Source organism: Shewanella hanedai (assembly GCF_007197645.1).
GTDB lineage: Bacteria > Pseudomonadota > Gammaproteobacteria > Enterobacterales > Shewanellaceae > Shewanella > Shewanella hanedai.
In genome coordinates this window covers 1-23,634 of sequence record NZ_VKGK01000057.1, presented here as the reverse complement: position 1 = coordinate 23,634, position 23,634 = coordinate 1, and the positions used below count along the sequence as shown (strand labels likewise).

The window sequence follows — 23,634 nt, the reverse complement described above, 5'->3', positions numbered from 1 at the left end:
TGATCACCAAATGCCATGAATGTTCCTCACTATTTCACCTATCTCATTATTTATTCATCTCTTTTTGTGGGGATTCGTCAGACTCTGAGTAGATCAACTTCTTATACTGATTGGTATTAGCAAAATAAAAACATGATATTGCACAAAAAACAGTCTAAAGCTGCGGTATTTACCAAAAATAATAAATTAATCGGTAACAGCAATTCCAAAAACTTTGTCCCTGAGTATAATAGCCAGCCTATGGCTAAGAAAAACTCAAAAAACTCCTCCGCATCTATAGCACGTAATAAACGTGCCACATTCGACTATAAGTTCGAAGAGAAGATGGAAGCAGGTCTGTCCTTAATGGGATGGGAAGTAAAGTCTATTCGTATGGGCAAGGTAAACTTGTCTGAAAGCTATGTATTTATGAGAGATGGCGAAGCCTTTCTTTTCGGATGTACTATAGCCCCACTGAATACCGCATCCACCCATGTTGTTTGTGATCCTATGCGCTCACGAAAACTTCTACTCAAACGTAAGGAGTTAGATAAATTACAAGCGCTGGTCGACCGTAAAGGTTACTCTATCGTTCCCATTTCCATGTACTGGCAAAAAGGTGCATGGGTAAAAATTGAGATCGGTCTTGGTAAAGGTAAGAAAGAACACGATAAACGTGAAGATACCAAAGACAGAGAGTGGCAAGTCGAAAAGGCTCGCACAATGAAAAAAGCCGTACGTGGCGAGTAATTAAGTAATAGAAACGTTTAGTTATCATGTTATTTGCTAGTTAAACAATCGAAACGTACGGATAACGAACAAACGATCGTACGAGTTGCAAAACAGGCTTGGTAATCAGCTGGCAACGCGTTACAATCAGACTGTACTTGGGGGCGATTTTGGATTCGACAAGATTCTCGAAACCCTGGGAGCATGCCGAGGGGCGGTTGGCCTCGTAAAAAGCCGCACCGTTATAGTTGCAAACGACTCTAACTACTCTCTAGCAGCTTAGGCTAGCTAGCCATCTTGCCGAAACTTCTCAAATGGGTTTGGTTTATAGATGGTCATCTCACATTTGATAGCGAGGGAACCACGTTCAGGGGTGAACCGCGAAATAGTACTGAACTCGCCAATTGCAATCCTGTCTTTCGGAGTGTACTTGGTTAATTAAAAGAGAGACTAAGCATGTAGCGCCTTGGATGTAGGCTTTTTGGACGCGGGTTCGAGCCCCGCCGCCTCCACCAATTACTAAGAAAGGCCAACCTTAACGGGTTGGCCTTTTTTTATTACTTAATTTCAAGCAATTACACTGCTACTACCTCCGCTTATTCAGCATAAATTCTTCCCCAAATAACCATTACCTCATCATTTTTCAATAGCCGAAAATTACTAAATGGCGGCAAAGTGGCGGCAGCGGCTTTGTTTTTGTCTACATTGTTTTACAAAGATGACTCTATCTACGGAGTGCTTCAGCCACTTGCAATAAAAGCCTAAACAATCTATGGCAAGCACATACTTAGCTATCACTCATCAAATTTGTAGCGCGTCGGACGGTTTGGCAAAAAGTTTCACGTGGTTTGGCAAATGAAACCTTACTTTATATAAAAACAATCTCAATTCGAATGGTTTGGCAAGGACTCTAGCTTGTCACATGCCTTACTAGCTTTTAAAGCATCTTTAAATCAAGTGTAGCGCGTCGCGAGGTTTTGAAAATCTATACCGCGTCGGAGGATATTGGAAATTAAGCCCGCTAAAAATCAAATACATTCCCAAATCTAGTGATTTATCAGTTCGGATGATTTGAGCCCCCCTAACTAGTCACATGCCCTACTAGCTTTTAAAGCATCTTTAAATCAAGCTTAAATCCACTTTAAGCAATGTACCGCCTAATTTCGGTAGATATGGATTAGAGTGATTACTCTTATTAGAGAAAGTATAGCAAGTCGGTATACGGTAACGATCCACTTAGCGGGAGCTGACTGCCCGGCTAAACTTTTGCGAGGTACGAGCGCAGCCGGGCTGGATAAAATCCGCCTACAGTACCTTGTTATGTGCCGATCGCTAAAAATACACCAGCTAATGCGACAAATAATCCCAAAATGGAAACTTGATGCCGCCTCTGAATTGCAGCCCACCCTGAATCCGTCAGCTTCCAATGATTCTCCCGAGACTGAAATGGTTGCTCAATATTCATTCGTCCTTCAGCATCAAGAGAGCCAGTTGGAATATTTTCATGGAGTATCTCAACCCAGCCTCTTATTTGAGCAGTCAAAAACAGCGCCTTTGTCTCCTCATTTCTTTTGATCGCTCTTTCGATCACCGGCACAGCGCCCAGCTCAAGAATTATAGCTACACGTTGCCTAGCAATACTCTTCAAAAGCCTATGCATCTTAAATTCATATACTAAATCATCGAACATCTTCGAACCTCACAGGCATATAACGCCTCAAGAATCGGCGCAGCTTTGCTGCGTCCGGCGCCACTGGCGCGAAGTTGATTGACTTGTTACATGCAGCTTCACTTGCTCCATTCACGCGTGCCACTGATATTTGACATCACGTCATCAAAGTTGAAGTTTGGATCGGTATTAGAGGAAAACTCACCTCGATCATTGCCGTAGATGAAATTTGGACAATCGCAATCATCACCACCTTCACCGCAGTCCATACACTCTGGATTGCATGCATCAATCATTCGGTCAATAGCATCGTGTGGTTCATAATCGTAATCAAAACATCCGTACCCTGTACTCCCGCAAATCCTACCGTTTATAAAATCATCTACATCGTTTGTTGTCTTTAATCCGCAATCAAAAATCGCTGCTATCGGCCTCATTACCACGCGGGAATAATCAAACTTATACGATGAAGATTTGAAAAATATTTTCCCTTTAATAGGTGTCAGACTGTGGAAAGTTAGCTCCCCATACATTTCAATTAGGTCAGAGTATCTTTTTTGCTCTAACTCAACATGCTTGAATGAGTTGTTAATTGCATCTAACAATCTAAATTTATTGTTTATGTGAGCACAGCCATCGACTCCATATCTTTGATCAAATTTTGATATAAAATCCTTTCTATTCGCATCGATTACTTTGTTAGCAATAAAAACCATATAGTCTATAGCGTGAGCTAAGATGGCATTAAATGAAAACGCATGATGGAGTAACACTTTATTGTCATCCAGTAAGCTGAAGAACTCTTTAGATGATGGAATTAAAACATCATTGATGTAAGAAAGAAGATATTTTGCATCCTCTTCCTCGGATTTGACCTTATAAACTTCCAATTTAACTCCTTTCTAGTTGAGGCATGTAACGCCTTGCGCACCGGCGAGTAAGTTGGTGCTGTTTTTGCCACTTTTTGTTTTTGAGCAAAAACCGCGACAACTGTATCGAGTCCGCGTGTAGCAACTTGTTCTGCTTTAATGTTGAAATTGTTCGATGAACTCTTTAAGTTCAGACTGCTCAATATAAACAACTTTACATGAATTAAAACCATCATTTTTTCGTTTCACAAATCGATGGTTTCCGTCAATGATTCTATCTTTGTCACCCAATGTTGTAATTATTATTGGTTCATTGCTCCGATTCAAACACATATTTTCTATATGAATTTTCTCGATGATATCAGACCGAACGCAACACTCTATTTCAGATATATCCATTGGTTCAAATAAATATTTGATAGAATTCCTGTTTATTGCTCCAATTAATTTTTCAATATCAATTAATACATTAAACTCACGTAATACGAAAACTTCTTCAGGTTTACCTTGGGAAATGAGCATCTTGACTCCGAAGCATAACGTCCACTTAAGCGAACAGAAATAGTTGGCTAAAATAGTGTAGCGGAGCGAAACATAGCCAACTGTTTATGTTCCATTTAAAGTGCTTGTTAAAAATTATCTATCATCTTGTCTAGCGTTGTTCTTATGTCCATAGCGTCTTTACGTGCAATATATGAATTACTGTGGCGGCTAGCATGTATTAAGTTCCTGTTACTCCGGACAATATTCATTACTCTTTCTTCGTCAGTAGTAATATCCCCTGATGATCTTGCAGTGGTAATCATATTCGCAAAAGTAGCATTTGAAACGCCTTTAGCAAGAAGAAGTCCTTCAAAAATACCACCACACATGAGCGAGAATGGTAACCATAATGCATTATCAAAAGCTTGCTCTGCGTCCTGATAAAATTCAGCCATTCTAGTTTTCAGAGATGCATTCGTTACAAAATGAAAAAGGGCTTCATAGTCGCGGATTCCATGATAATGAATTATTAGCTCATAACTATCATTGGTGCATAGGTTGTACTCCGAGGATGTAACCTCAATTCCTGCTGACTTAATATCGATCCAATGGTGATGCCCACCAACACCGTTATAGAACATGTCAATGTATTCTACCGCGTACGCATCAATTTGAGGCATAGACACAGCATGAGTAATACCTTTATTTGCTTGAAAAGGTGTTAGGATAAACCGTTTTGACTTCATTACTTCCTCTTAATTTCTAACAGTGTATTAGCCTGAATTCCGAATAAGAACGGCCTTAATAAGAACAGGTCACCAGTACTTTGATTACTCAAGATTAACAGCAAACCAGTGTATCAACAATGAGTTATAACATAGAAAGAGCTCAATCCTAGTGTCTCTACCTGAGTGAAACAAAGAACCTCCATTATTGCATAAAGTGCAATGTTCACGCAGGAAGAAAAGTCACTTGGCTCCGGCCCACATGATAATTAAGGCTCAGGTCTTGTTTGTTACACTCCACATTAGCTTAGTTATTGCAAAAGTTGATAAACAGGATGTAAACAAACTTCTTCACTAGCTAATTTTGGGGCGTGAACATGTTAGTGCCATAGCTGTTTTAGAGATTTCTTGTGCATTATTTGATGAAAAATGGAGAAATTAGCCCCTCTAACGAAGGGCCCTGTATCTGTGAGTTAAACCTTTACCAGTTCCAGATTAAAAGCTCCTTCTTCTCATCGCTGCGCCCCATTCCTCCTACCGTGTAATTTATCTTTAAAGTCTTCATTTGAAGCCCTGCAAATACTTCTCTCATTTCAGGTATATCATTAACGCTAATCACCATCTTACCTTTAATTGATTTAGCCAGTTCTGCCATGAGAGCGTATTGCTCAAGTCCGAAATCAACGCCATACCCGCATGTACTCCAATACGGAGGATCTAAATAGAACAAAGTCTCAGTTTTATCATAACGTTTCACACAGTCCGCCCAATCTAACCGCTCTATGTAAGCTCTTGATAGGCGCAAATGCGCGGCACTCAAATCCTCTTCAATTCTCAACAAGTTCAATCCAGATGAACGGCTAGCAGAACAACCAAAGCTCTGCCCTGTCACCTTGCCACCAAACGCTAATTTTTGAAGGTAGAAGAATCGGCTCGCTCGTTGAATATCGGTTAGCGTTTCGGTATTGGTATTCTTTTGCCATAAGAACTCTTCACGACTGATTAATGCCCATTTAAAGTGCCTTATAAACTCTTCTAAATGATGTTTAACCACACGATAGAGATTCACTAAATCACCATTCATATCATTGACGACTTCCACCCTAGCCTCATCTTTACTAAAGAACATCGCCGCGCCCCCACAGAACGGCTCTACATAAGTATGATGCTCTGGAAATAAGGGCAAGATGTGTTTAACTAATCTTCGTTTTCCTCCCATCCAAGGGATTATTGGTTTAGGCATGTGAGCCTCCTTTGTTAAGGATTTTTATGGTAGGCTCAGTTTGCCGTGTCGACGCGGTGAGGGAGCCTTTGGTTAGCTCACAGGGTATTATCCTGCGTGTTGACGGCTCGCGAGTGTTAGTGCACTAGCGGGTCGCTCTCTTTTACTTCAGTTACATGGTATTTGGTGGTTCGTTATCATCATCTGCATAGACCCGTTCATCATAACCAGACGCGACTAATGAAACCTTTTCAGTCCCTGCTGGCTGCATGGTGTTTATCAACGCTTTCGTTTCGATATTATCCAGTGTGCCAAAACGATATAGCACGTCATCTTGGCTACCTTGAGAGATAGGGAACGGCGGTAAACTGGACAGCACAAACTCTCTATCAGAACCACCTTGATAGACTTCTATTGGCCCCCAAGGTGAGCCATCAGGTGCCCTTAAGATGGTGTAGTGTGTTTCTCCAGCTATCCAGTCAAGAAGCCCTGATAAAGAAGCAACATTATCGTGACTATCAAAGTTCACAATGCGCCCCTGAAAGTCATCTTCATCTGCAATGCCTACACATGACAAACGCTCACAGTTAAAGCCATCAAGCTCGGTATCAAACAAATATGTAATACGTCGATACTTATACTCTCTACGTTTACGCATCCCATATCGCCACGCTTCTCGACGCTCGGTTATCCCAAATGCCCGTACCTTTTTAGGCTTGGTGCCTAAGTCGCCAGGTAATGAACACAACACCGTTGATGACTTCCAGGTCTTACTGTCCATGTACTCGACTTCGACGCTATCAAACTCATCATCGATGATAAGCTCTTCACGTACCCGAAGCGGTGACGTCATGTTATCCGGCTGAAACATCTGCTCCACCACTCGATGCGAATCATCCCTTACTGGCCTTAGCTTGCCCCACTCAATACTGGGCACCGCAAACCCCACATCTAAAATACGTTTTGCAGCATCGATGAAGGTTAATTGGTTATCAAACACCCCGTCAAAGTACTGCAGACGTGAGGCGCAGATATCATTGAGATACTGCAATCGAGAATGGTCTAAATCGGTGAGATAATCTAAGTTTGATGTATTGAATAAGTGCACTAGGGCATTAACAGGGTTTCGGGTCTTATCCGTCACAAAGCTGCCATCAGGCTGCATGGTCGGTACCACCCGTGTACCAATGCCACTTACCTTTGTTGATGCCGCTGCAGACAAGGCAGAAGAGGCTTTTATCTTCATCAATAAACACGTGTCATGCGGGTAGCTTAAAGGGGATAACACCTCTGAGCGCAGCCCCACCCACATCAAATCATCGTGCGCTTTTAAATCATCGAGCTTACTGGTCACCAACGAGAGTCTAACCTCTGCGCGCATCTCAAGTTCCATATCAATACGCTGGCTAAACCCCAATTGGTCAAGTGTATTATCGGTATGGGTAAACGTGGTGGCTTGCCAAGCATCACCACTGCTAATCGCACGCCATTCAACCCTTAACGTCACGGTTAAATCATCAATTGAACCTTGATCATTGAGCATCCCCAAACCGCGTGGAAACTTATAATCAATCCAGATATAACGAGACGTTTTTCCACTTTTACTGGCTGCAAAAGGCCCTGACTTTTTACCATTTACCGAGCCCGTTAAATTCACTTGAGAGAAAGCAACTAACTCGCTGACGACAAATCCAGTCCACGTTGGATCATCAATGCCATCCGTATCGAGCTTGTTTAACACCAGCTCCCGGCGATTATCATTCACCGAGACAATGTTATAAAAGCCGTTATCAATATCACTGCCTTCCACTTCGATATTCGATCCACTGGTAAATGACTCTGGCCATTGTTGTGATACTTCACGGAAGATAGGATCTGGCCCCGCAATGATGGTCAGTTTAATCAGCCGTAAACTGTGGATTGAAGCAGGTTTTAAAAACTTACTATCACTCGATGTGACGCCTATCACCAACCCTTCCACCTCAATTTCCACTTCACCATTCGCCACTTCAGGGGCCGTATACATGATTTGGTGTGCAGGATGAGCAGTTAAATCGGCACCTGGTGGCGCGATTAAATACTGGCAATCAATGCCTAATCGATCCGCTTCGGTTTCCGCAATGTAGATAAGCTTATCATTGGGGTAATTCAGCCTATCAGGGTGGTCAAAATCAATGTTGCCCCCGCCGACACACATCAATAGCAGCAACCATTGCTCATTATCCTCAAAGGTTTTATAGGGAGGGGCGATTAAATCGGGGATCACTTTATGCCGCCCCAGTAACTCAGGTACCGCGCCATTGATCCTGACTCGATTGCCTTGAGAGTTGATGTCATAAATAGAGGAGCCTTTAGGCGTGGTGCTGTTGTACGTATCGGGGATGTTGCTCATGGTGTACACCGCCGAACCAACCGCCAACACTGCTACCACCGCATAGAAGATAGTGATCGGCTCTTTAGGCTCTATCACCACTTCCACCATATCCCCATCAGCAAGACGACACGCTGCCCAATCCTCAAATGACATCGGTTTATCGTTAACAAAAACGGTAAATTGGTCGCACTCAAGCGAGTCACAATAAGCTTCTAGCGTGCTTAATAAGCTGGCTGATTGCTCCACCCCATAGGATGAAAATACGCTTCTGTCTAACTTATGGGGATACACGATTAATGAGATCATCGCCAAAACTCCAGCTGCTGATGTTGATGTACAAACAAGGCGAGCGGCGTCATTAAGCCCCCTGTTTTTTCGCCGGTATGCAGTACGATCCATTGGTGGTTGTCACTCACTTCAACCACAATACCGAGATGCACACAGACACTACTTTGCAGACACACCACCAAACACCCATCAACCGCCGTGTTCGTGCGGGTTAACTTTGATTTTTCAGACCGATAAGCTTTGGTCAATTGCCGCTTATTGGCGGCTAAAATGGTGTCAAACAATGACAGCTCTGGATAATGGTAATGGGTTTGCGCCACATACCGCGCTAAGCCGTAGCAATCCCAGCCAGTGATATCACGGCCACCATCCACATAAGGCACCATACGGTAACGAACTAAGCTGCTATACGTCATCGCCATTACAGATAATCCAAACCAGCGTAGTCCGCTGGCGTATAGGTTCGCGGGGGCCATTTTTTATTGATGAACTCGATTTTCCAGCCACACACCAACGTGATCACGCCCTCTATTTTCTCAGAACTTTTGGCGGTTAATCGCAGCTCAGGAGCAGCTGGGCCGGATTGATACCCTGAGCTGGTGTATAAGCGCAAGACCACTTCAACTTTGTCATAGGCTGCTTTGATGACTTTTAAACTGCGTGAGACTTGACCATCCACATTCGGCACCGCGATGTTCAACGTACTATTGCCTTCGCCCACCTTCGGAAATTGGATCGCAATGCCTGCGGGTTGATACTCAATCATGTTGCCCTGGTGGTCTTTGGCTGTGAGCCCATCAAAGCCACGGATCAAATAGACTTTCCCTGGAGGGTGGCCTTCGATATTGAGGGTCGGGCTGTTGATTTCGACCGTGTAATAAATGCTCTCTCCCGTTGGTGCGCTCGCATACACTTGTGCCAATTGATTGGCCACCGTCAGCCCATTTAATTCTCTGAAAAAATCTTTCGGATAGGACTCTCCCTGGTTCTGATAAATAGCGCCCGTCGTCGCTTCAGGAATATATTCAAAGCGGCGAATTTTCATGTACTGCGAACGCCAAGCCGCCCCTCTTCCGGCCCAGTGAGTATTGGCCGACGGAAACCACATCCCCAGCCATAACCGCTGCGGCATAAAAGGCACATGGCTTTCTACTCGCTTAACCAGTACGTCATCGATGAAAAACTCAACGTATGGCGCGCCATCATCAAGCATCCATTTAATGCCAAATTTGTGGTATTCATCATCGGTCACATTGACCCCATGATTAACCCATTCATCGGTGTATTCAGACCAATAAGCCGGATCGTTAACGGTGCTGTAATTAGGATCATTCGTTGGGACATCATTATTGACCACATCCCAATTTCTAAGCTCACCGTGCCAGGTATTAAATCGGCCATTGGTGTAACTCACCATTTCGGTATCGGGATCGGTTTTCAAGGCGGTCGGCAGTTCAATATCAATCTCATGGTTTCTCACCAGATAAAAACCCGCTTCTTCCGTGCCTGATTGATGCAAACCATCCTCAACCATGCTGTCGAACAAGGGGTGTCCGGCATAACCTTCTTCATAGTGGAATAACCAAAACGCACTGCAAACACCTGACAAGGGAGGAAGCTTCGCCTCGATGATGAATTCACCTGGGCCGAAATAACTGCGAGACACCAGACACCCGCCCACCCGCGTTTTACGCTCGATGCTCTCTCCCAACTTACTTACGCCATAAACAGGCCCAGTGTAGTCATCCCCATTGGCGGTGATCACCACTTCACCGTCTGCCGTATTCAGTGACACATTTTGCTGTACCACGCCGCCATTCTCCCCGCCCCAGGCTTTATGACCCGCCATCCACCGAGCGAGTACCGCATTATGATCGGTAAACTCTTCGACTAAATGATCATTGGGCTTGTTGAGCACCGCCAGTGACGTCACGGTAAAGGGTAAAACAGGCGACTCACCGCCCAGCGCCAGTACGGTTAAGTGGTAAGGCCCAGGCTCGACTCTTGGCACGGTGAGTTCGATGCTGTCACTGCTGGCTTTTAGTACGACAGCGCTATGCTCTGTCACCTCTCCCGTCGCGACATTTTTCATCTTGATGATTTGATGCAACACAGGCCGAATAGCATAGGGGGTTTCCCCCTCTGGCAGTGGAAGGTTACGCACACCAAAGTCACGAAGGTAACCATCAAAATAGGTCATGCCATTAAGGAACGTCGACGTGCTGGGGGCATTAACATTGGCAGGCTGAGCAAGCCAAGTCGTAGGCGAAGTGCGCACTGATACATGGCCTCTTGGGGAAGTCCCCGCCGCAAACACCACATCACCTTGAACCGTGCCATGAGCAAAAGGGGAGCCGATACTCACGCCATTGATGAAGTACTCAAGCGTCCCGTTATCACTGTCATAGATGATCCCACAGCTGCCACCGACAGAAAACGCGACTCCCCAACGGGTGCCGCCACCGATCTGCTGAGCAAACGTGTTCCCATTGTTTGAGCCCACTGCCCAACCGGTCACCCCAATCGCCACATCAAGTCGACTGCCAACAGGGGCAACCCCAAGATAAGCCGCGCCTGAATCATGATAAGAAAACTCCATATACCACCGCCCCGTGTTAGGTTTGATGACGTCATAAAGGTGAGCAGAGCGATAGCCGCCACTCGGTTTACGGATCGAAAGTCCATCTGCAGAGATCGTAAAATCACCATGGGTATGGGCGGTTTTGAAAAAAGCCGGCACGGCGGCCAGTGCTGACACTTCCCCCTGTCCAAGGTAAATGGCTTTGTTTTCATCAGGCCAGAAATGATTGACCGCGTGCTGCTGGGTATCACTAAAGCCCGCTAAGGTTTGCACCGTTAAAGATATCACACCGCTCACCCGTTTCATCTCAACTCCCAACCAAGTCGCGGCAGGAACACTAGACACATCAACGTCGACCACAGAGGTGTGCTGCCCGTGACGAAAACGCAGGCGGTCGCCATCAACAGGGTTAGGTATATAGAGTAAACTCACGCCGTATTGCCCTGTTCCCACACTCATGATGGCCACCGGATAAGCGGGAATAACGGGCAAGTAGCATTTCAGATACAGGTAGTAATCCTGGTCTCCTTCAACCCCCACAAGCCCTTGAAGATCTAACACGCCGCTGCCAAACACGGCAGTGCGTAATGATGTTTGCTTTGATGCCACAAACTTGACTGCAGGGACGCCATCCACCCCCGAGATTTTGGGCACCACGTTGCTGGGTTTTAAGGCCGCATAGTTGTTGAATACATCTGAGATACTGTATTTCAATTGATAGAACGCATAACGTCGATCCGTCGGAATATACGCCACTGACAGAAACGCACCGGAGATCTTAAAGTCAGATTGATCTGGCGTACCGGAATACAGGTTTGAATAATTGATGCTCGGCTTGGGAAATAGCGCCATTAAGTGATCTCCTTAGTTCGGTCACGCACTTCTAATACGCCGGTGAATGTCCAGTAACGGCCATCGGATTTGACTTTATCTACTGGGTTCGCAATAAAGCGGCCACTTAATTTGACCACGCCCTTGACCAGTCGCAGTGGGTACACATTAAATTCTCCACGGCTGGCATGGGTTTCTATCCATTGTTCAAATTCAATTGCCATAAGGCGAGGCATGAAAAATGACACATTAAATTTCGTTGGGGTGCAGGCATACAAGGTTCTTGAACGCTGGTAACCCGACACCATTTTGCTCATCCGAATACGGGGCGCTCTCTCCAATTTATAATCGGAGGCCAGTGGCGGCGGAAAATGTGAAGGATAATCAGCCATTGCGTTGTAACCCGTAGCTTTGCTCAAGCACTTGCGCACTCTGGCCACGCTCCAAAATGTTGGCCACCCAGATATTAATCACGTCTTGGCCATTGAGCCCTTTGCTTTCCTCAACGCTGCCCGCCTTACTGGCATCCTCAATCAACTTCACCATCACTTGCACCCTCGCGCCTTTTCCACCCTCGCTCCCATTAGCCGAACGACTTAAGGTATTCATTAACGTTTGTTGTTGTTTGCGGGTATAGACGGTCTCACCGCCATCAAGAAGATATGTCCCTTCACGAGGAACAGTACCGCCGCCATGAAACTGTCCAATAATGGTGGGGATTAACGCCATGGCCGCCATCATTGCCGCCATACCCGCAACCGAGCTGCCACCAAAACTGGCGATTGATGAGGTCATGGCTGCAGGTGTCATCGATGCGGTAATAGACGCCCCTGTGGTGGCAGCCGTCGTGGTTGCTGTTGCCGACGTACTGGCCATGATCCCTTTATCTATCACCGCCATCGCCAACTTCTTCGTGCCAAGCTCTACCAAGCCTGACACCACGCTTTTCAGCGCCCCTTTGCCTATGCCCATCATGGCATCACCAAAGTTTTCCGATTCAAACAGCGCATCCGCTGTCGCTGATCCAATACCCGATGCAAATCGGTCGAATGTCTGTGACCACATCGCATCAAACTGAGTGGATACACCGCCATTAATCTCAGTCATGGCCGAGGCATGACGTTGCTGCTCAGCCTCAATCAGCATGTTTATTTGGTTACGTTTAACGGCCTCAGATTCTGGTGTGTTCTGAAGTTCATCATTCAATATCCCCAGGTTCTCACTGTGATTCTGGTTTTCACTGAAAGTCGGATCTAAATTACCGCGTAATTGTTCAAACTCGCTTGTCTCCTGTGGTGCTGCATACTCTTCCTTCAACGCAGCAAGCAGGGCTTGACGTCTTTCCAGCGGCACGTTGGTTTGTTCAAAATAGGTTTTGAGCAAGCGCTCCTTATCGGCCATCTCATTGCTTGCCGCTGTCAGAGGATCTAACACGGCCAGCAAACTCTTCAGGTTTTTATCTTGCTCCTTAATGGCATCTGCGGCTTCTTTTGACCCTGCTGCGGCTTTTTTCTTTGCATCTAGCGCTTTGGCTTCAAGTAAGATTTGCGCATTGATGGCGGGATCTAACTGTTTAAGCGCCCCGTGCTCTATCTCATAACGCACCTTGGCCGCTTCGCTGGTTTCACCGTAGAGCATTTTTTGCTTCGTCAGGTTTTCGAGTAACTGTTGCTGGGTTTTATTTATCTTATTGGTTAAGCCGGTTTCTTTAGATGAACTCAACAGTGTCTGCACGCTCTTAAGCTCAACAGCTAAGGCCGCCGCTTTCTTTCTGGCCTCACTCAATTGCTCAACCGTGGGCGCTAGACTGCGGGGTAAATTGGGGTTGGGGTTCGCAAAACGTTGCTCCATCTCTTCAAGTGCCTGTTGTGACATCTCAACTTGGTGGCTTAATCGTAATCTGGCACGCTCAAGCATGTCTTTGCTGTAATCAGCAAACGGGTTTCCCACTTTGGCTGCAGCGGCCGCGACTTTATTCAGCCCATCTTCAGCGGTATACGCTTGATATGCCATCGTGCCTAACGCGGCAGCGGTCATCATCACGACGCCCACGGGGCCACCGACTAAACTCATCGCCCCATTCATGGCGCGAGTGGCAAACGTCGCTCGATTTGTCGCGGCTGTGAGCGCACCTCTTGCGGCGGTTAACCGTGCATCAGCCACCACGGCTTGGCCGGATGTCAGTACTCCTTTGCGTTGTGCCATCGCTTTTTGCAGCTCAGCTTGAGCGCCACTGATGGCCGCCGCTCTTGCCACGCCATCGGCGCGGGCCTTACTCAATGATGCCGTTGCCGCACTCACGGCTGTAGCGCTGGCACGACTCATGGCAATGACTAATGCACCGCCAAGTACATCGATAAGCAATTCGGCATTGTCCGTTGACCACATTAAGCCTTCGGTCAGGGTCGATAAAACAGGGGTTAAACTTGAATTAATCGGGGTTTCAAAGGCCACAATGAGCTGCTGATAGGCATTTTTCATGTCACGAGATTGAGCACTGATGTTCGCGGCGGTCGCAGCAGCAGCCCCATCGTATTCGCCCAGCGCTTTGATTAAGGTGTCGCGAAAGAAGGTTGATGTCACTTTGCCATCGATAACTAACTGCCTAAAACCGCCTGCACCAGCCCCAGATGCTTTGGTTAATTTGTTCAGTAAACCAGGCAGCGGCTCCACAACTTGATTGAAGTTTTCAGCATTGATAATCGGCATGTCTAACGCTTGCGATAGACCATACATGGATTGGCCCAACTGATTAGAGCTCGCCCCCAGCGCTGATTGGGCATTACTCATCCCCTCAAGCAACGTACGCGCCTGCGCTTGAGTCACCAATCCAGCTTCTTGCAGATTCAGTAACGCGGCATAGTTATCCGCTAATGGGATAAGCTCTTTGTGGTGCGCCCTGGTGACTTGCATCAGGTATTCTTCATTGGCAGCGTAGGCGGCAGTGGTGCCTGATAAGCTCTGCAGGCGGGTACGGATATCTTGAAAGGCCGCTAAATCTTGGGTGATTTTTTGTCCCAGGTTAATGGCTGACAATCCAGCAAACGCGCCGACAGCATAACTGCCCATGCGTTTGAGTGATTTGCCTGCCGCATCGCCCTGGCGCTGTACCTTCGATAACCCCTGCGCCGCCTTATTGCCTGACGATTGAGTGTGATTCAAGCGGGTATTGAGGTCTGATACCACCGATGCTGCACCTTTAACGGTGCCTATCAGTTGTTTACCATCTGCCGTTAAGGTTAACGCTAGCTTTAAATCACCCATGCTTACCCTGCTTTGTCATTAAAAATGGTGGTCACCGTGTGCGCGATAAGCCTGAGTTTTTGATAATCTTGCTTGCCATACTCAGTGCCACTCAATTCACTGTCCGCCTTGACCGCTAAGACATCTAAGCCCTCACAAACCGCAATGCCAGGGCCATAGCTGTAACGCATCAAGTCTTGTACTTGCAGCCACCAGGTGATGGCCACTTGGTGCTCATCCCAAAATTCGATGGGTGGCTCAGAATCGTTGCTCGCCTTGATACCCAGTAAGCTCATCTCCTCATCAATTTGACGCTGCTCAGCTTGCGAGACTGGAGTGCGAACGTAGAGTTCACGCACCCCCTCTATGAGTTTTTTCTTGCGGCCTCCCCCGAATTCGCCGCACGGTAGGCATGCAAAAGTGCATCAGTGAAGGGCGCATGCTGATACAGGGCGGCACGATTCTTTTTTGTGTCTGCTAACGGTTTTTTATCGCTGCCGGCAATGCCATCAAACCCCGCAAGAATGGCATTGAACAGTCGGTGATTGCCTTCACTGAGATGGGCCATGTAGTCATCAACAGGCAGCAGATTAAGGTCGAGGCTTATCTCTATCTCCTCCACCTTGCCGTTATCCATCGACATTTTGATGATGGCTGGCCAGTGTTTAACAAGCCGCGTTGGGGTAAATGTGAACATGTTTATTCCTTACTTTTAGCGATAGCAGTGAGATGGCACCCTGTGGGTGGTGAGCTACTGAGTAATAAGCAAATCAATGTTACTCAAAGGGCGAATGGGGATTTCATAGGTCAGCGTGCCGTCTTGGTCGCCGTACTCGGCGCGGCCCAACTGCAGCTGCTCGGTTTTCCACAGCACCTGATTCGTGGCTGTGCCATGTGATAACTCAAACGTAAACACATGGGTATTGGCGGCAAATGGGTCAAAGCTGGTCAGAGAGGCGGCTTCAAAGACCAGCTTGCCACTAGGGGCGTAATCGGTAATTAACACCTCTTCATGACCCACATACTCTTGATGAATGACTTCGTTGCCTTGGTCGTACTCAAAGCTAATCAGCTTGATGGCATTGCCGCCTAAGCTACACGCAGAATTAGCCGCGCCCACCTTCATTGGCGTTTGCCAGGCACTGAAATCAGTAATAGGAAGCATTGCCGCACTCACGGGCACAAACAGACCGGTAAAGGTGAACATGAGTTTGGGAAACTCTTTGGCTTTGGCGTCTAACTTAAAGTTGCCTCGCGCCCCGACTAATGCGTGCAACGTGCCATCCATATAGAAGTAGAACGTGATGGAGTCCGTCCCATCTTCATCGATGCTTTGCTCAACACTGCCTGCTTTCACGGTGGTTTGTCGCAAACACGCCCCTAACAGTTTGTCATAGGCCACTGGCGTCACTGCAACACCGGAGCCAGCCCAATCGACACCAAACTCTAACGACACATAGGTTTCAGTCTCAATTTCAGCGCTGTTGCCGAGGGTGCCATCGTCGTATTCCAGCGCGGTATTTTCACCGGCTAACGGGGTGATTTTCACCTCGCGCCCCAATACGGCCACCGTGGGCTCAGCGGCGGCAATGGCATCCACGCCATAGGTGGCCTCTTTGGCAAAGACCAGGGCTTTCTTAGCAAATTTACGAGCCATGTTATTCTCCTGCGTTAATGTGCATCTTCTGTGTATTCAGTGATAAATCGGTCAAGCCAGGCAACGTAATGGCTGCCAATTTTGAGTAAACTGCCACCGGCTAATGCCAACGGCTCTGCCTTCTCATGAGGTCGCCAACCAAACAAGCGCTCACGCACTTGCTTGCGAATGGGGGTTAAACTGGGTTGCTGACCATTAATACTGGCCATCACGACGACGACCCCAAGCTCCAATTGCACTGTTTGCAGATAAGGGCCTGAGCCACGCACATCCGGTTTGGCCCGCTCGGACATCTCAATGACGTACAGTTTGGGTAATCGCTTTGGCGTTTTATCATCCAACTCAGACAGCTTGAGCAGCCCGTCCACCTCTAACCAAAGCGCTTCTTGAGGGGTCAACTGAGTCACCAGCGGCGTGACTAAATCCAGCATCAGATAAAGCCTGTTGAGTTGCGACGATTAAACACCGCACCATCACTCTCAATGGTGGGCAAGTCATTACTGACTGGGCTCCCACCTTGGGTTGTAATGCCTAACGTGATTTTCCCTGCAGCGACCATTTCCAAAAATCGCACCGCATCATCAAAACGCTTACTGACTTGCTCACTCGCACCGTTGTCATACAGTCCATAACGGGCGATATCACAGCACAAACGTTCTAACATGGCGGGCGGCGTTGCTAACGGCAGGGTGTAACGTCCGGCCAGGTAACCATTAATCAGCGCCGTTGCATCCTTGATGGCGACATCGAGCACATTACTGGCAATGCCACCCACACTGCCATCACGGTCAGTGAGCGAGATAAGCTCGTCCTCACCGAAACGAGCAATCATCTGGCCGCTCGTGGCATACACACCGCTAATGAGCACTGAGCCTGACATTACTCAGCATCCTGATTGTCGGCTTGAGTAGACGTAGCATTACTTTCAAGGTGCTCAGTCCACAAACGGTCTCGCTCACTAGCAGAAACGGGCTGACGCATCAGCTTACTGAGCGCATCACATTGAGGCTTACCGTCACCGGTAAAGTGGTCTTTGTTACCAGGCTCCAGCGCAAGCACTGCCTCAGCAAAGCTCAACACCGCATTTGAGCGCGGCTCCTTTTGTTGAACTAAACGGGTATCGAGTGAAGCGCTGGTGTGCAATGCATCAGCAAACGTAAATTGGAGCTTAAGCCTGGGGTCATCATTAAGCTGCGCCAGCTGTGACTCGCTAAAGCTATCAGCGTTAAATGTGTTTTCACCTTTGCAAAAGCCGACCCCTGCACGGCGGTAACCGTGATGCGCAAAACAGGTGATGACGGCAATGCGTTGTGGGCTTTTACCCGTCGTAGTTGATATCGTCATTTCATTAATCCTTGAGTTAACACAATTGAATTATCAGGCCCAGCGTTTACCGTTCATGGGCCATCACCGTTAGACGTACTATGCCAACCAAGGCACCACGAGAATTTCAACGGCGTTATACAGCGGATTGGTGCCGCCGCCAGCTAACTCACGCGAGAGAAATATCTCTTCAGCTGCAGATTCATGACTGGGGCCAACAACCAGTAATTTAGGCATCACATTCAGTGGACGCCCTTCATCGGATTTAAGGCTCTTCATCGACGTTCTTGCGGCTTTAAAATTGGCAGGATTTAAGGTGGCCTTAGAGCCGAACGCTAACTGCCATAAACCAAAACCGGCATTCACGCGGGCATCGACGCCATAACGATATTCATCACGCATAAACACGCTTTCATCGTCATCTTTGGTCATCGCCTTGATGTCATAGTTGCGGCGGCGCTGAAACATCAGCGGCTTGATAGGACGGTTCACATCAAGCAGGAACCATGGCTCGCCACTACCGACTTGCATGTTACTGACCGACGCAATGCCGTTATCTTCATTACCCACAGGGTGGTCACTATCAAAAAAGTTCTGCTTGTCGTAACACAAGCTGGTAAAACCTGCCCCGAGCAAGGTATACACCAGCTCATCAGGGTGAGTGGCAACGGCATAGCCCATCTCTTCAAATAGTGGCGTAAACACACCGTAAGTATCGTCATCGATGTCATCACGAGGGATGGCTACACTGGATTCAAACTTTTTATTCTTAACGCTGTAGTCATGCAGGGCTAAGCTTTTAAGCTGGCGGTCACCTAACCATTCACGCATACGCGGGAACTGGCCAAGCCAAGCATAGGTGGTGGTATTGGTGGTGGATGGCACCAACGTTGCCACTTTACTCCACAGCGGCGTGGTGTCTTTTAAACCCTTATTAAAGGATGTTTTAATCGCGGTAAATAGCGCCGCCAAATTGGTTTTGTTGATGATCATGTTTTACTCCAAATACATAAACTGACTAATGATTAACTCGTCGCCATAGTGACTAAGCAATATGAACCCAGACACCAGTAGCATCGAGATCAACAATATTGCCAAGAGCACTACGCGTGCCTGTACCATCGGTATTGGCAACCGTTTCATCATCAACGACATAGGCTGTTTTACCGATATTCTCACGTGTCACTGAGTTGTCATTGATAAAGCGGTGACAACCATTGACAGTGGGCACGGACATCGCGCCAGCAATACCTTCACGGTTATCTATCTGTGTTTGTGCAATGCCACGAGGCGTTAACCCAACAGCGGTTTGACCAGGAACGGCATTACCTGCAGCATCGAGCATCACAATGGCACCGGCATAAATCAGTACAGCGGCGGCCATCGGGTCATGATGGTCACGATTAGCGCGAGTTGGGGTGGCTCTATCTTGAGTTTGCATTAGGCTTCTTCCTCCTTCATTGAGGCGGTAAACTCTTCAGTTGTCAGGCCCATGTTTTTACAGACCGCTAGCTGCTCAGTGCTAAGTTTTTCATTGCCTGCTCCAGGCTTTTGCTTACCTTGAGTTTGTGTGGCGCTCAGTGCTGCCATGGCAGGGCGGACTTCGAGCATATTCTTAAGCGCTGCAACGCCTTGCTGCTTGCCAAAGTCTGTCAGATAGTCAACTTCAGCCGTCAGCACCTTGTCAGCGTTGTCTTTTAATAGCTGCTCAACAGAGTCTTTATCGTTGCCGGCTTTTAGCGCAGCCATCGCGGTGACGGTGGCGTCATAAGTGGCTTTGGGTACGTACTTGCTCAAGTCCACTTCGCCGCCTTTGTTATCAGCGCCACCCGCTTTAAGGGCTGCAACAGACTCGTTAGCCGTATTAAGCTCAACCTCCAACGTGCTTGCCTTATCGGCTTTTACCTTTAGGGTTGCAATAGTCGTGGTGGCGGTATCAGTGACCGCTTTTAGGGCTGCAGCGTCACTTAAATCGCTGGGCGCATCGATACCCAACAAGCCAAGCAACAGCGTTAATGCGTTATTCATGGGTTTGTTTCCTTGTGTTGATTGAGAGGGAGTATTTGAATTAGCAGAATTGGAGTGAGCACTGGCGTTAAGCGCCCCCTGCTTGAGTGCTGCAATCGCCTTCATGCCATCAAGGGCGGGGTCATTGGTTAAGGCAACGTGCAGCAACGCCAATGGGCGACCCGATTGGGCGTCATAGCTAAAAACAGCGGAGGTGTAGCGATACTCTTTATTGGCAATGAACTTGGCTGCAGCAGAAGTCCAATCGACATTGAGCGCAAACAAGCCTTCACCAGGCACATACTCAAGCTCATTGAACCAACCAGCAGCAGGTGCAGGTTTGCCATTAGCATCGCTGTTTAAGGTTTGGTGTTCGTAGTCAAAATGAAAGTCGTTGCTGCGTTCAGTGACGTTAGTTTGAATGTTGGAAAAGGCCAATGCATCCATTAACCACTTGCCACCAGGCACCTCGAAGGGCCTACCATCTTTCGCCGCAAACTCACCATCAGGCAGCAGCTGCACGCGAGAAGTGTTGTTATTATTGTTGTTAATGCCGAGTTGGGCCGTCTCACCATCAAAAGCGAAAGTCAGTACAGCGACTGACTCACCATCAACAGATGGAAGACTGTGCTTAGCTGACAGAGCAGCAATAGAGTTGGATGAGAGGTTTAATGTTTTCATAGCCCCATGATGCGGGGCTATTGGCTAGGTAGGGATTGGAAAGGTTTCGGGACTAGTCAGGGGGATCGCTTCAGATATAGGTTACGCATGCCACATTGAGCTTTGATAAAATGATAAAGCCCAGCACGATAAACATATCTTACTTACGATTAAAAAGTTCACTACACATCGTTGGCGAACATGTTTAAAACCCGTTTAAATCGTCTTTAAAGCGTTTAACCCATACCTATAGATACACAAGGCGGGATTTATATTTGGATTGCTTCAATCGATTTACAGGCTTTGCCTAACCACGTAAATCACTCTGCCCACACAAACTAGCTGACACGCCTATGGACAGGAATTGGTTAGTGCTTAAGCTCTAAAATTTAAGATAGTCATTATCATTGCTAATCACTATCTTAAGAAAGCGGGTTTATGTTCACTAAGAGATGGATGGATCGCAGTTCATTACCCTAACCAGAAAGTTTAGGCTAGGCGTTCTAAATGAACCACCCTGTGCGGAGCCGCATGCAGGGTGGTGTGGGGGCTGGAGGTTAGATACCTCCGGCTACCCGATTATATGAATGTTAACCATACCACCTCTAACAAAGAATAAATTAGAATTTTAAAGTAGAAACACTTTATTATTGATAGTATACCACATTTAGTGCAACATCTTATTTCCCTAATAAAACAAAGAGATAATACATGAAAATTGTAATAGCAGTTCCTAGTTCATTCGGTAAAGAAGCAATTGATGATGCTTATGATGCAGCAATGGTAATAAGAGAAGAACTCAAAGATACTGAGGGTGTTCAAGAGATTTGTATTGAAATCCCTGAAGAAGGATACCGCCGAGAGTCTTGGGTGATTGGTGAGAACCGCCATTGTCGTTAAAATACACTTTGGGTAGCAAATAATTCGCTACCCAAATGTAAATTCATATAACGCTTTGCTAAGGGGCAAATAATACGTTTGCTATAATGCGCGAAGCGCGAGCAAACTGTTATTTGTCCGTTTGAGCAACTTGTTAACTTGCAGACTTATTATGCATCTAATATTTTATGAGCATCTTCTAAGTTGAATTCCCAGTTTTGACAAATCCTTTTTCGTTCGGAAAGCATTCTTTGATACTTATCCAACATTGGGGTCTGACTAACCATTTTACCCGCAGATAAAACGTATTTTTCTTGTTCTTTAAATTGTTCTTCATTTATAAAAATATGCTTAACACAGTCAATGTAATCACTCTCATCAGTAACATCAAATCCTTTAAATTTTGCAAACGAATGTTCAAGGTTAAGATCGTCACATCGGCGGTATAATGTAAATAAGTCCATTAAAAAGTCATATATCGATTCAGGGGAGTTAGTCATTTAATTCTATTCTTTTGATTTAGAAGCTCACAAAATTTGCGAGGGCAATGCAAGTTAACGCCTCATTAAGCGGAAATTAATGGTTGGCTAAATGAACCGCCCTGTGCGGAGCCGCATGCAGGGTGGTGTGGGGGCTGGAGGTTAGATACCTCCGGCTACCCGATTATAACACTACACATTCGAATAGTCAGGGTGACCTTGAACTAATAAGCTAAAATGTTCATCAATTTTTCCTAGAATTACAGATTTTAAAATTGTAGTAATATCATTAATTGACTTAGGTTTAACCCCTTGTACATTTGCACTCAATTCACCATGCCCAAAAACATGACGCATACTTGATAATAATCTAGTTGGATTAAAATCACGCCCAGCAAGAAAATCATTAACAAAATCTTGATGCCTAGGGTCAAGATTTGAGCTCCCTGCAATAAACGTATAAAAAGCAATCATATCAGGCCCAATAGAAATAAGGGATGTTCTTAAATTGCTTTTCTCAACAGGAGAGTAATTCAAAAATGTATACTTTCCACCTGAACCAGAAGGCAATAACTTATGGTAAGATTCTGCTGTACTCCAAATAAATAAGGACCTCATCAAAGCTTCATAACCCAACATAGTATCTACTGTAGAGTTTTTGATAGTGATTCCATTAAAATCCTCTGCCAATGCATATCTAGCCGAAAATCTATTCACATCTCCAATCACAGTTCCCACTTTAAGTGTATAGTGAGTAAAGCCACCATAATTTCTTTCTATTTTGCAAAATTTATCCCACTCTGTAGGGTATCCTCGTGTCATTCAGACTATTCCTCAATCATAAGTACTTGAACTAAATTAGTGTTATAACATTTGTATATACGGCTTGCGCGTTTTGCCAAGCCATGTTGAGAAAGCGTGCACAGTAAAAAGTTTGAAAAATTCATTAATAACAGATTATTAAACATTTACGCTTAAGATTGTATCCAATACACCTAGGGAGAAAAGTGAGTCGCACACTTTGCTTTCCGGTTATCTGAACTTTTCATGAACGCACACTTTCATCTAACTGAATTTACGCTATTTTTCTTTTCACTCAATAGCAATCCGTGAACTGATTGCGCAAAATTAAGTGATTAACTGCACAAAACCGATACTACTGTATAAAAGCACAAGCATTGGTTAACTAAAAGGTTTTCGCTAGACGGAACCCATACTCTTTCGACTGATGAGAAAAAGTATTACAAAGAGGTCAGTGCTGCATAGGACAAATTACTGGAGATAACACATAAAGGTCGGATAAGCGGCACTTGTTACCAAGTGCCGCTCTCCTAAGAACCGTACGTGCAACTTTCACTGCATACGGCTCAAGCCTCCACTAAGGCGTACTTGTTACCCGGTAACCACAGGGTTACCTTTGCAATACTGACTTGAAGCTTTGATACTTTCTGCTCTGTGACTTTCCTATCGAAGGATTGTCATTGAGCAAAGTAAGGAGAGGCACTAACTTCAGTTGAAGTCATCATTTGCGTTTCTCCATCAACAAAGTTCTTCAAACTTTCTTGCAACGGGAGACCAGCTGGAAGTGGGCTCACTTTCGTGCCAGACACAAGGTCTGTATCTGCATCATTACAAT

Annotated in this window: 23 protein-coding genes and 1 other RNA gene; 3 read left to right on the top strand and 21 right to left on the bottom strand. The window is 46.2% G+C overall.

Translation table 11 applies throughout. From position 1 onward, the window contains the following. Positions 1-240 precede the first annotated feature (240 nt). Positions 241-729, top strand: a complete 489-nt coding sequence (smpB, locus tag FN961_RS25145) for an SsrA-binding protein SmpB (RefSeq protein WP_144042890.1) — start codon at positions 241-243, stop codon at positions 727-729. A 139-nt stretch (positions 730-868) separates the two neighbouring features. Beyond that, positions 869-1,223, top strand: a transfer-messenger RNA (tmRNA) gene (gene ssrA / locus FN961_RS25140). An 803-nt stretch (positions 1,224-2,026) separates the two neighbouring features. Here the strand turns inward: ssrA and FN961_RS25135 are convergent. The 19 genes from FN961_RS25135 to FN961_RS25045 all read right to left on the bottom strand — a co-directional run bounded on the left by FN961_RS25135 (position 2,027) and on the right by FN961_RS25045 (position 20,661). Continuing rightward, positions 2,027-2,398: a hypothetical protein gene (locus FN961_RS25135; protein WP_144042889.1), complete on the bottom strand. Its 372-nt coding sequence runs from the start codon at positions 2,396-2,398 to the stop codon at positions 2,027-2,029. A 98-nt stretch (positions 2,399-2,496) separates the two neighbouring features. Further along, positions 2,497-3,267: a hypothetical protein gene (locus FN961_RS25130; protein WP_144042888.1), complete on the bottom strand. Its 771-nt coding sequence runs from the start codon at positions 3,265-3,267 to the stop codon at positions 2,497-2,499. Between the two features lie 135 nt (positions 3,268-3,402). Further along, a complete protein-coding gene (locus tag FN961_RS25125) occupies positions 3,403-3,768 on the bottom strand; it encodes a hypothetical protein (RefSeq protein ID WP_144042887.1) in 366 nt (121 codons plus the stop codon). 107 nt (positions 3,769-3,875) lie between these two features. After that, on the bottom strand, positions 3,876-4,475 hold the full coding sequence (locus FN961_RS25120; RefSeq protein ID WP_144042886.1) for a hypothetical protein: 600 nt from the start codon (positions 4,473-4,475) through the stop codon (positions 3,876-3,878). A 460-nt stretch (positions 4,476-4,935) separates the two neighbouring features. After that, positions 4,936-5,697 (bottom strand): DNA adenine methylase, encoded by a 762-nt coding sequence (locus FN961_RS25115; protein ID WP_144042885.1) that lies wholly within the window; start codon positions 5,695-5,697, stop codon positions 4,936-4,938. A 151-nt stretch (positions 5,698-5,848) separates the two neighbouring features. Next, the gene (locus tag FN961_RS25110) at positions 5,849-8,356 is read right to left on the bottom strand and encodes a host specificity factor TipJ family phage tail protein (protein WP_144042884.1); all 2,508 of its coding nucleotides are present in this window, start codon (positions 8,354-8,356) and stop codon (positions 5,849-5,851) included. After that, the gene (locus FN961_RS25105; RefSeq protein WP_144042883.1) at positions 8,353-8,760 is read right to left on the bottom strand and encodes a hypothetical protein; all 408 of its coding nucleotides are present in this window, start codon (positions 8,758-8,760) and stop codon (positions 8,353-8,355) included. The genes FN961_RS25110 and FN961_RS25105 overlap by 4 nt, the downstream gene beginning before the upstream one ends. Beyond that, the gene (locus FN961_RS25100) at positions 8,760-11,771 is read right to left on the bottom strand and encodes a DUF1833 family protein (protein WP_144042882.1); all 3,012 of its coding nucleotides are present in this window, start codon (positions 11,769-11,771) and stop codon (positions 8,760-8,762) included. Before FN961_RS25100 ends, FN961_RS25105 begins: the two co-directional genes overlap by 1 nt. Further along, a complete protein-coding gene (locus FN961_RS25095) occupies positions 11,771-12,067 on the bottom strand; it encodes a hypothetical protein (RefSeq protein WP_144042881.1) in 297 nt (98 codons plus the stop codon). Before FN961_RS25095 ends, FN961_RS25100 begins: the two co-directional genes overlap by 1 nt. Before the next feature lie 67 nt (positions 12,068-12,134). Further along, complete coding sequence (locus FN961_RS25090) at positions 12,135-15,014, bottom strand: tape measure protein (RefSeq protein ID WP_144042880.1); 2,880 nt, start codon at positions 15,012-15,014, stop codon at positions 12,135-12,137. Between the two features lie 2 nt (positions 15,015-15,016). Continuing rightward, positions 15,017-15,352, bottom strand: a complete 336-nt coding sequence (locus FN961_RS25085) for a hypothetical protein (protein WP_144042879.1) — start codon at positions 15,350-15,352, stop codon at positions 15,017-15,019. Positions 15,353-15,357: 5 nt separating this feature from the next. After that, a complete protein-coding gene (locus tag FN961_RS25080; protein ID WP_144042878.1) occupies positions 15,358-15,690 on the bottom strand; it encodes a hypothetical protein in 333 nt (110 codons plus the stop codon). Between the two features lie 54 nt (positions 15,691-15,744). Beyond that, on the bottom strand, positions 15,745-16,650 hold the full coding sequence (locus FN961_RS25075; protein ID WP_144042877.1) for a phage tail tube protein: 906 nt from the start codon (positions 16,648-16,650) through the stop codon (positions 15,745-15,747). A 14-nt stretch (positions 16,651-16,664) separates the two neighbouring features. Then, a complete protein-coding gene (locus tag FN961_RS25070) occupies positions 16,665-17,081 on the bottom strand; it encodes a phage tail terminator protein (RefSeq protein WP_144042876.1) in 417 nt (138 codons plus the stop codon). After that, entirely contained in the window at positions 17,081-17,530 is a 450-nt protein-coding gene (locus FN961_RS25065; RefSeq protein ID WP_144042875.1) for a gp436 family protein, read from the bottom strand. The genes FN961_RS25070 and FN961_RS25065 overlap by 1 nt, the downstream gene beginning before the upstream one ends. Beyond that, positions 17,530-17,994, bottom strand: coding sequence for an HI1506-related protein (locus tag FN961_RS25060; protein ID WP_144042874.1), 465 nt, complete (start codon positions 17,992-17,994; stop codon positions 17,530-17,532). Before FN961_RS25060 ends, FN961_RS25065 begins: the two co-directional genes overlap by 1 nt. A 78-nt stretch (positions 17,995-18,072) precedes the next feature. Beyond that, complete coding sequence (locus FN961_RS25055) at positions 18,073-18,966, bottom strand: Mu-like prophage major head subunit gpT family protein (RefSeq protein WP_144042873.1); 894 nt, start codon at positions 18,964-18,966, stop codon at positions 18,073-18,075. 52 nt (positions 18,967-19,018) lie between these two features. Next, a complete protein-coding gene (locus FN961_RS25050; protein ID WP_144042872.1) occupies positions 19,019-19,414 on the bottom strand; it encodes a hypothetical protein in 396 nt (131 codons plus the stop codon). Beyond that, positions 19,414-20,661: a phage protease gene (locus FN961_RS25045; protein ID WP_144042871.1), complete on the bottom strand. Its 1,248-nt coding sequence runs from the start codon at positions 20,659-20,661 to the stop codon at positions 19,414-19,416. The genes FN961_RS25050 and FN961_RS25045 overlap by 1 nt, the downstream gene beginning before the upstream one ends. A 690-nt stretch (positions 20,662-21,351) precedes the next feature. On the opposite strand from FN961_RS25045, the gene FN961_RS25035 reads away from it, so the two are divergent. Beyond that, complete coding sequence (locus FN961_RS25035) at positions 21,352-21,540, top strand: hypothetical protein (protein WP_144042870.1); 189 nt, start codon at positions 21,352-21,354, stop codon at positions 21,538-21,540. Positions 21,541-21,689: 149 nt separating this feature from the next. Here FN961_RS25035 and FN961_RS25030 read toward each other — a convergent pair whose 3' ends face one another. Together FN961_RS25030 and FN961_RS25025 are read right to left on the bottom strand one after the other, a co-directional pair. Beyond that, complete coding sequence (locus FN961_RS25030; RefSeq protein ID WP_144042869.1) at positions 21,690-22,019, bottom strand: YfbU family protein; 330 nt, start codon at positions 22,017-22,019, stop codon at positions 21,690-21,692. Positions 22,020-22,190: 171 nt separating this feature from the next. Next, the gene (locus FN961_RS25025) at positions 22,191-22,820 is read right to left on the bottom strand and encodes a hypothetical protein (RefSeq protein ID WP_144042868.1); all 630 of its coding nucleotides are present in this window, start codon (positions 22,818-22,820) and stop codon (positions 22,191-22,193) included. Between the last annotated feature and the right edge of the window lie 814 nt (positions 22,821-23,634).

Coding starts and splice junctions, on each gene's coding strand:
- FN961_RS25090 (WP_144042880.1), bottom strand. CDS start 15,014: ATGGGTGATTTAAAGCTAGCGTTAACCTTAACGGCAGATGGTAAACAA.
- FN961_RS25075 (WP_144042877.1), bottom strand. CDS start 16,650: ATGGCTCGTAAATTTGCTAAGAAAGCCCTGGTCTTTGCCAAAGAGGCC.
- FN961_RS25105 (WP_144042883.1), bottom strand. CDS start 8,760: ATGGCGATGACGTATAGCAGCTTAGTTCGTTACCGTATGGTGCCTTAT.
- FN961_RS25110 (WP_144042884.1), bottom strand. CDS start 8,356: ATGATCTCATTAATCGTGTATCCCCATAAGTTAGACAGAAGCGTATTT.
- FN961_RS25115 (WP_144042885.1), bottom strand. CDS start 5,697: ATGCCTAAACCAATAATCCCTTGGATGGGAGGAAAACGAAGATTAGTT.
- FN961_RS25065 (WP_144042875.1), bottom strand. CDS start 17,530: ATGTCAGGCTCAGTGCTCATTAGCGGTGTGTATGCCACGAGCGGCCAG.
- FN961_RS25030 (WP_144042869.1), bottom strand. CDS start 22,019: ATGACTAACTCCCCTGAATCGATATATGACTTTTTAATGGACTTATTT.
- FN961_RS25095 (WP_144042881.1), bottom strand. CDS start 12,067: ATGAGCAAAATGGTGTCGGGTTACCAGCGTTCAAGAACCTTGTATGCC.
- FN961_RS25120 (WP_144042886.1), bottom strand. CDS start 4,475: ATGAAGTCAAAACGGTTTATCCTAACACCTTTTCAAGCAAATAAAGGT.
- FN961_RS25100 (WP_144042882.1), bottom strand. CDS start 11,771: ATGGCGCTATTTCCCAAGCCGAGCATCAATTATTCAAACCTGTATTCC.
- FN961_RS25055 (WP_144042873.1), bottom strand. CDS start 18,966: ATGATCATCAACAAAACCAATTTGGCGGCGCTATTTACCGCGATTAAA.
- FN961_RS25070 (WP_144042876.1), bottom strand. CDS start 17,081: ATGCTGGATTTAGTCACGCCGCTGGTGACTCAGTTGACCCCTCAAGAA.
- FN961_RS25035 (WP_144042870.1), top strand. CDS start 21,352: ATGAAAATTGTAATAGCAGTTCCTAGTTCATTCGGTAAAGAAGCAATT.
- FN961_RS25125 (WP_144042887.1), bottom strand. CDS start 3,768: ATGCTCATTTCCCAAGGTAAACCTGAAGAAGTTTTCGTATTACGTGAG.
- smpB (WP_144042890.1), top strand. CDS start 241: ATGGCTAAGAAAAACTCAAAAAACTCCTCCGCATCTATAGCACGTAAT.
- FN961_RS25050 (WP_144042872.1), bottom strand. CDS start 19,414: ATGCAAACTCAAGATAGAGCCACCCCAACTCGCGCTAATCGTGACCAT.
- FN961_RS25045 (WP_144042871.1), bottom strand. CDS start 20,661: ATGAAAACATTAAACCTCTCATCCAACTCTATTGCTGCTCTGTCAGCT.
- FN961_RS25080 (WP_144042878.1), bottom strand. CDS start 15,690: ATGTTCACATTTACCCCAACGCGGCTTGTTAAACACTGGCCAGCCATC.
- FN961_RS25025 (WP_144042868.1), bottom strand. CDS start 22,820: ATGACACGAGGATACCCTACAGAGTGGGATAAATTTTGCAAAATAGAA.
- FN961_RS25135 (WP_144042889.1), bottom strand. CDS start 2,398: ATGTTCGATGATTTAGTATATGAATTTAAGATGCATAGGCTTTTGAAG.
- FN961_RS25060 (WP_144042874.1), bottom strand. CDS start 17,994: ATGACGATATCAACTACGACGGGTAAAAGCCCACAACGCATTGCCGTC.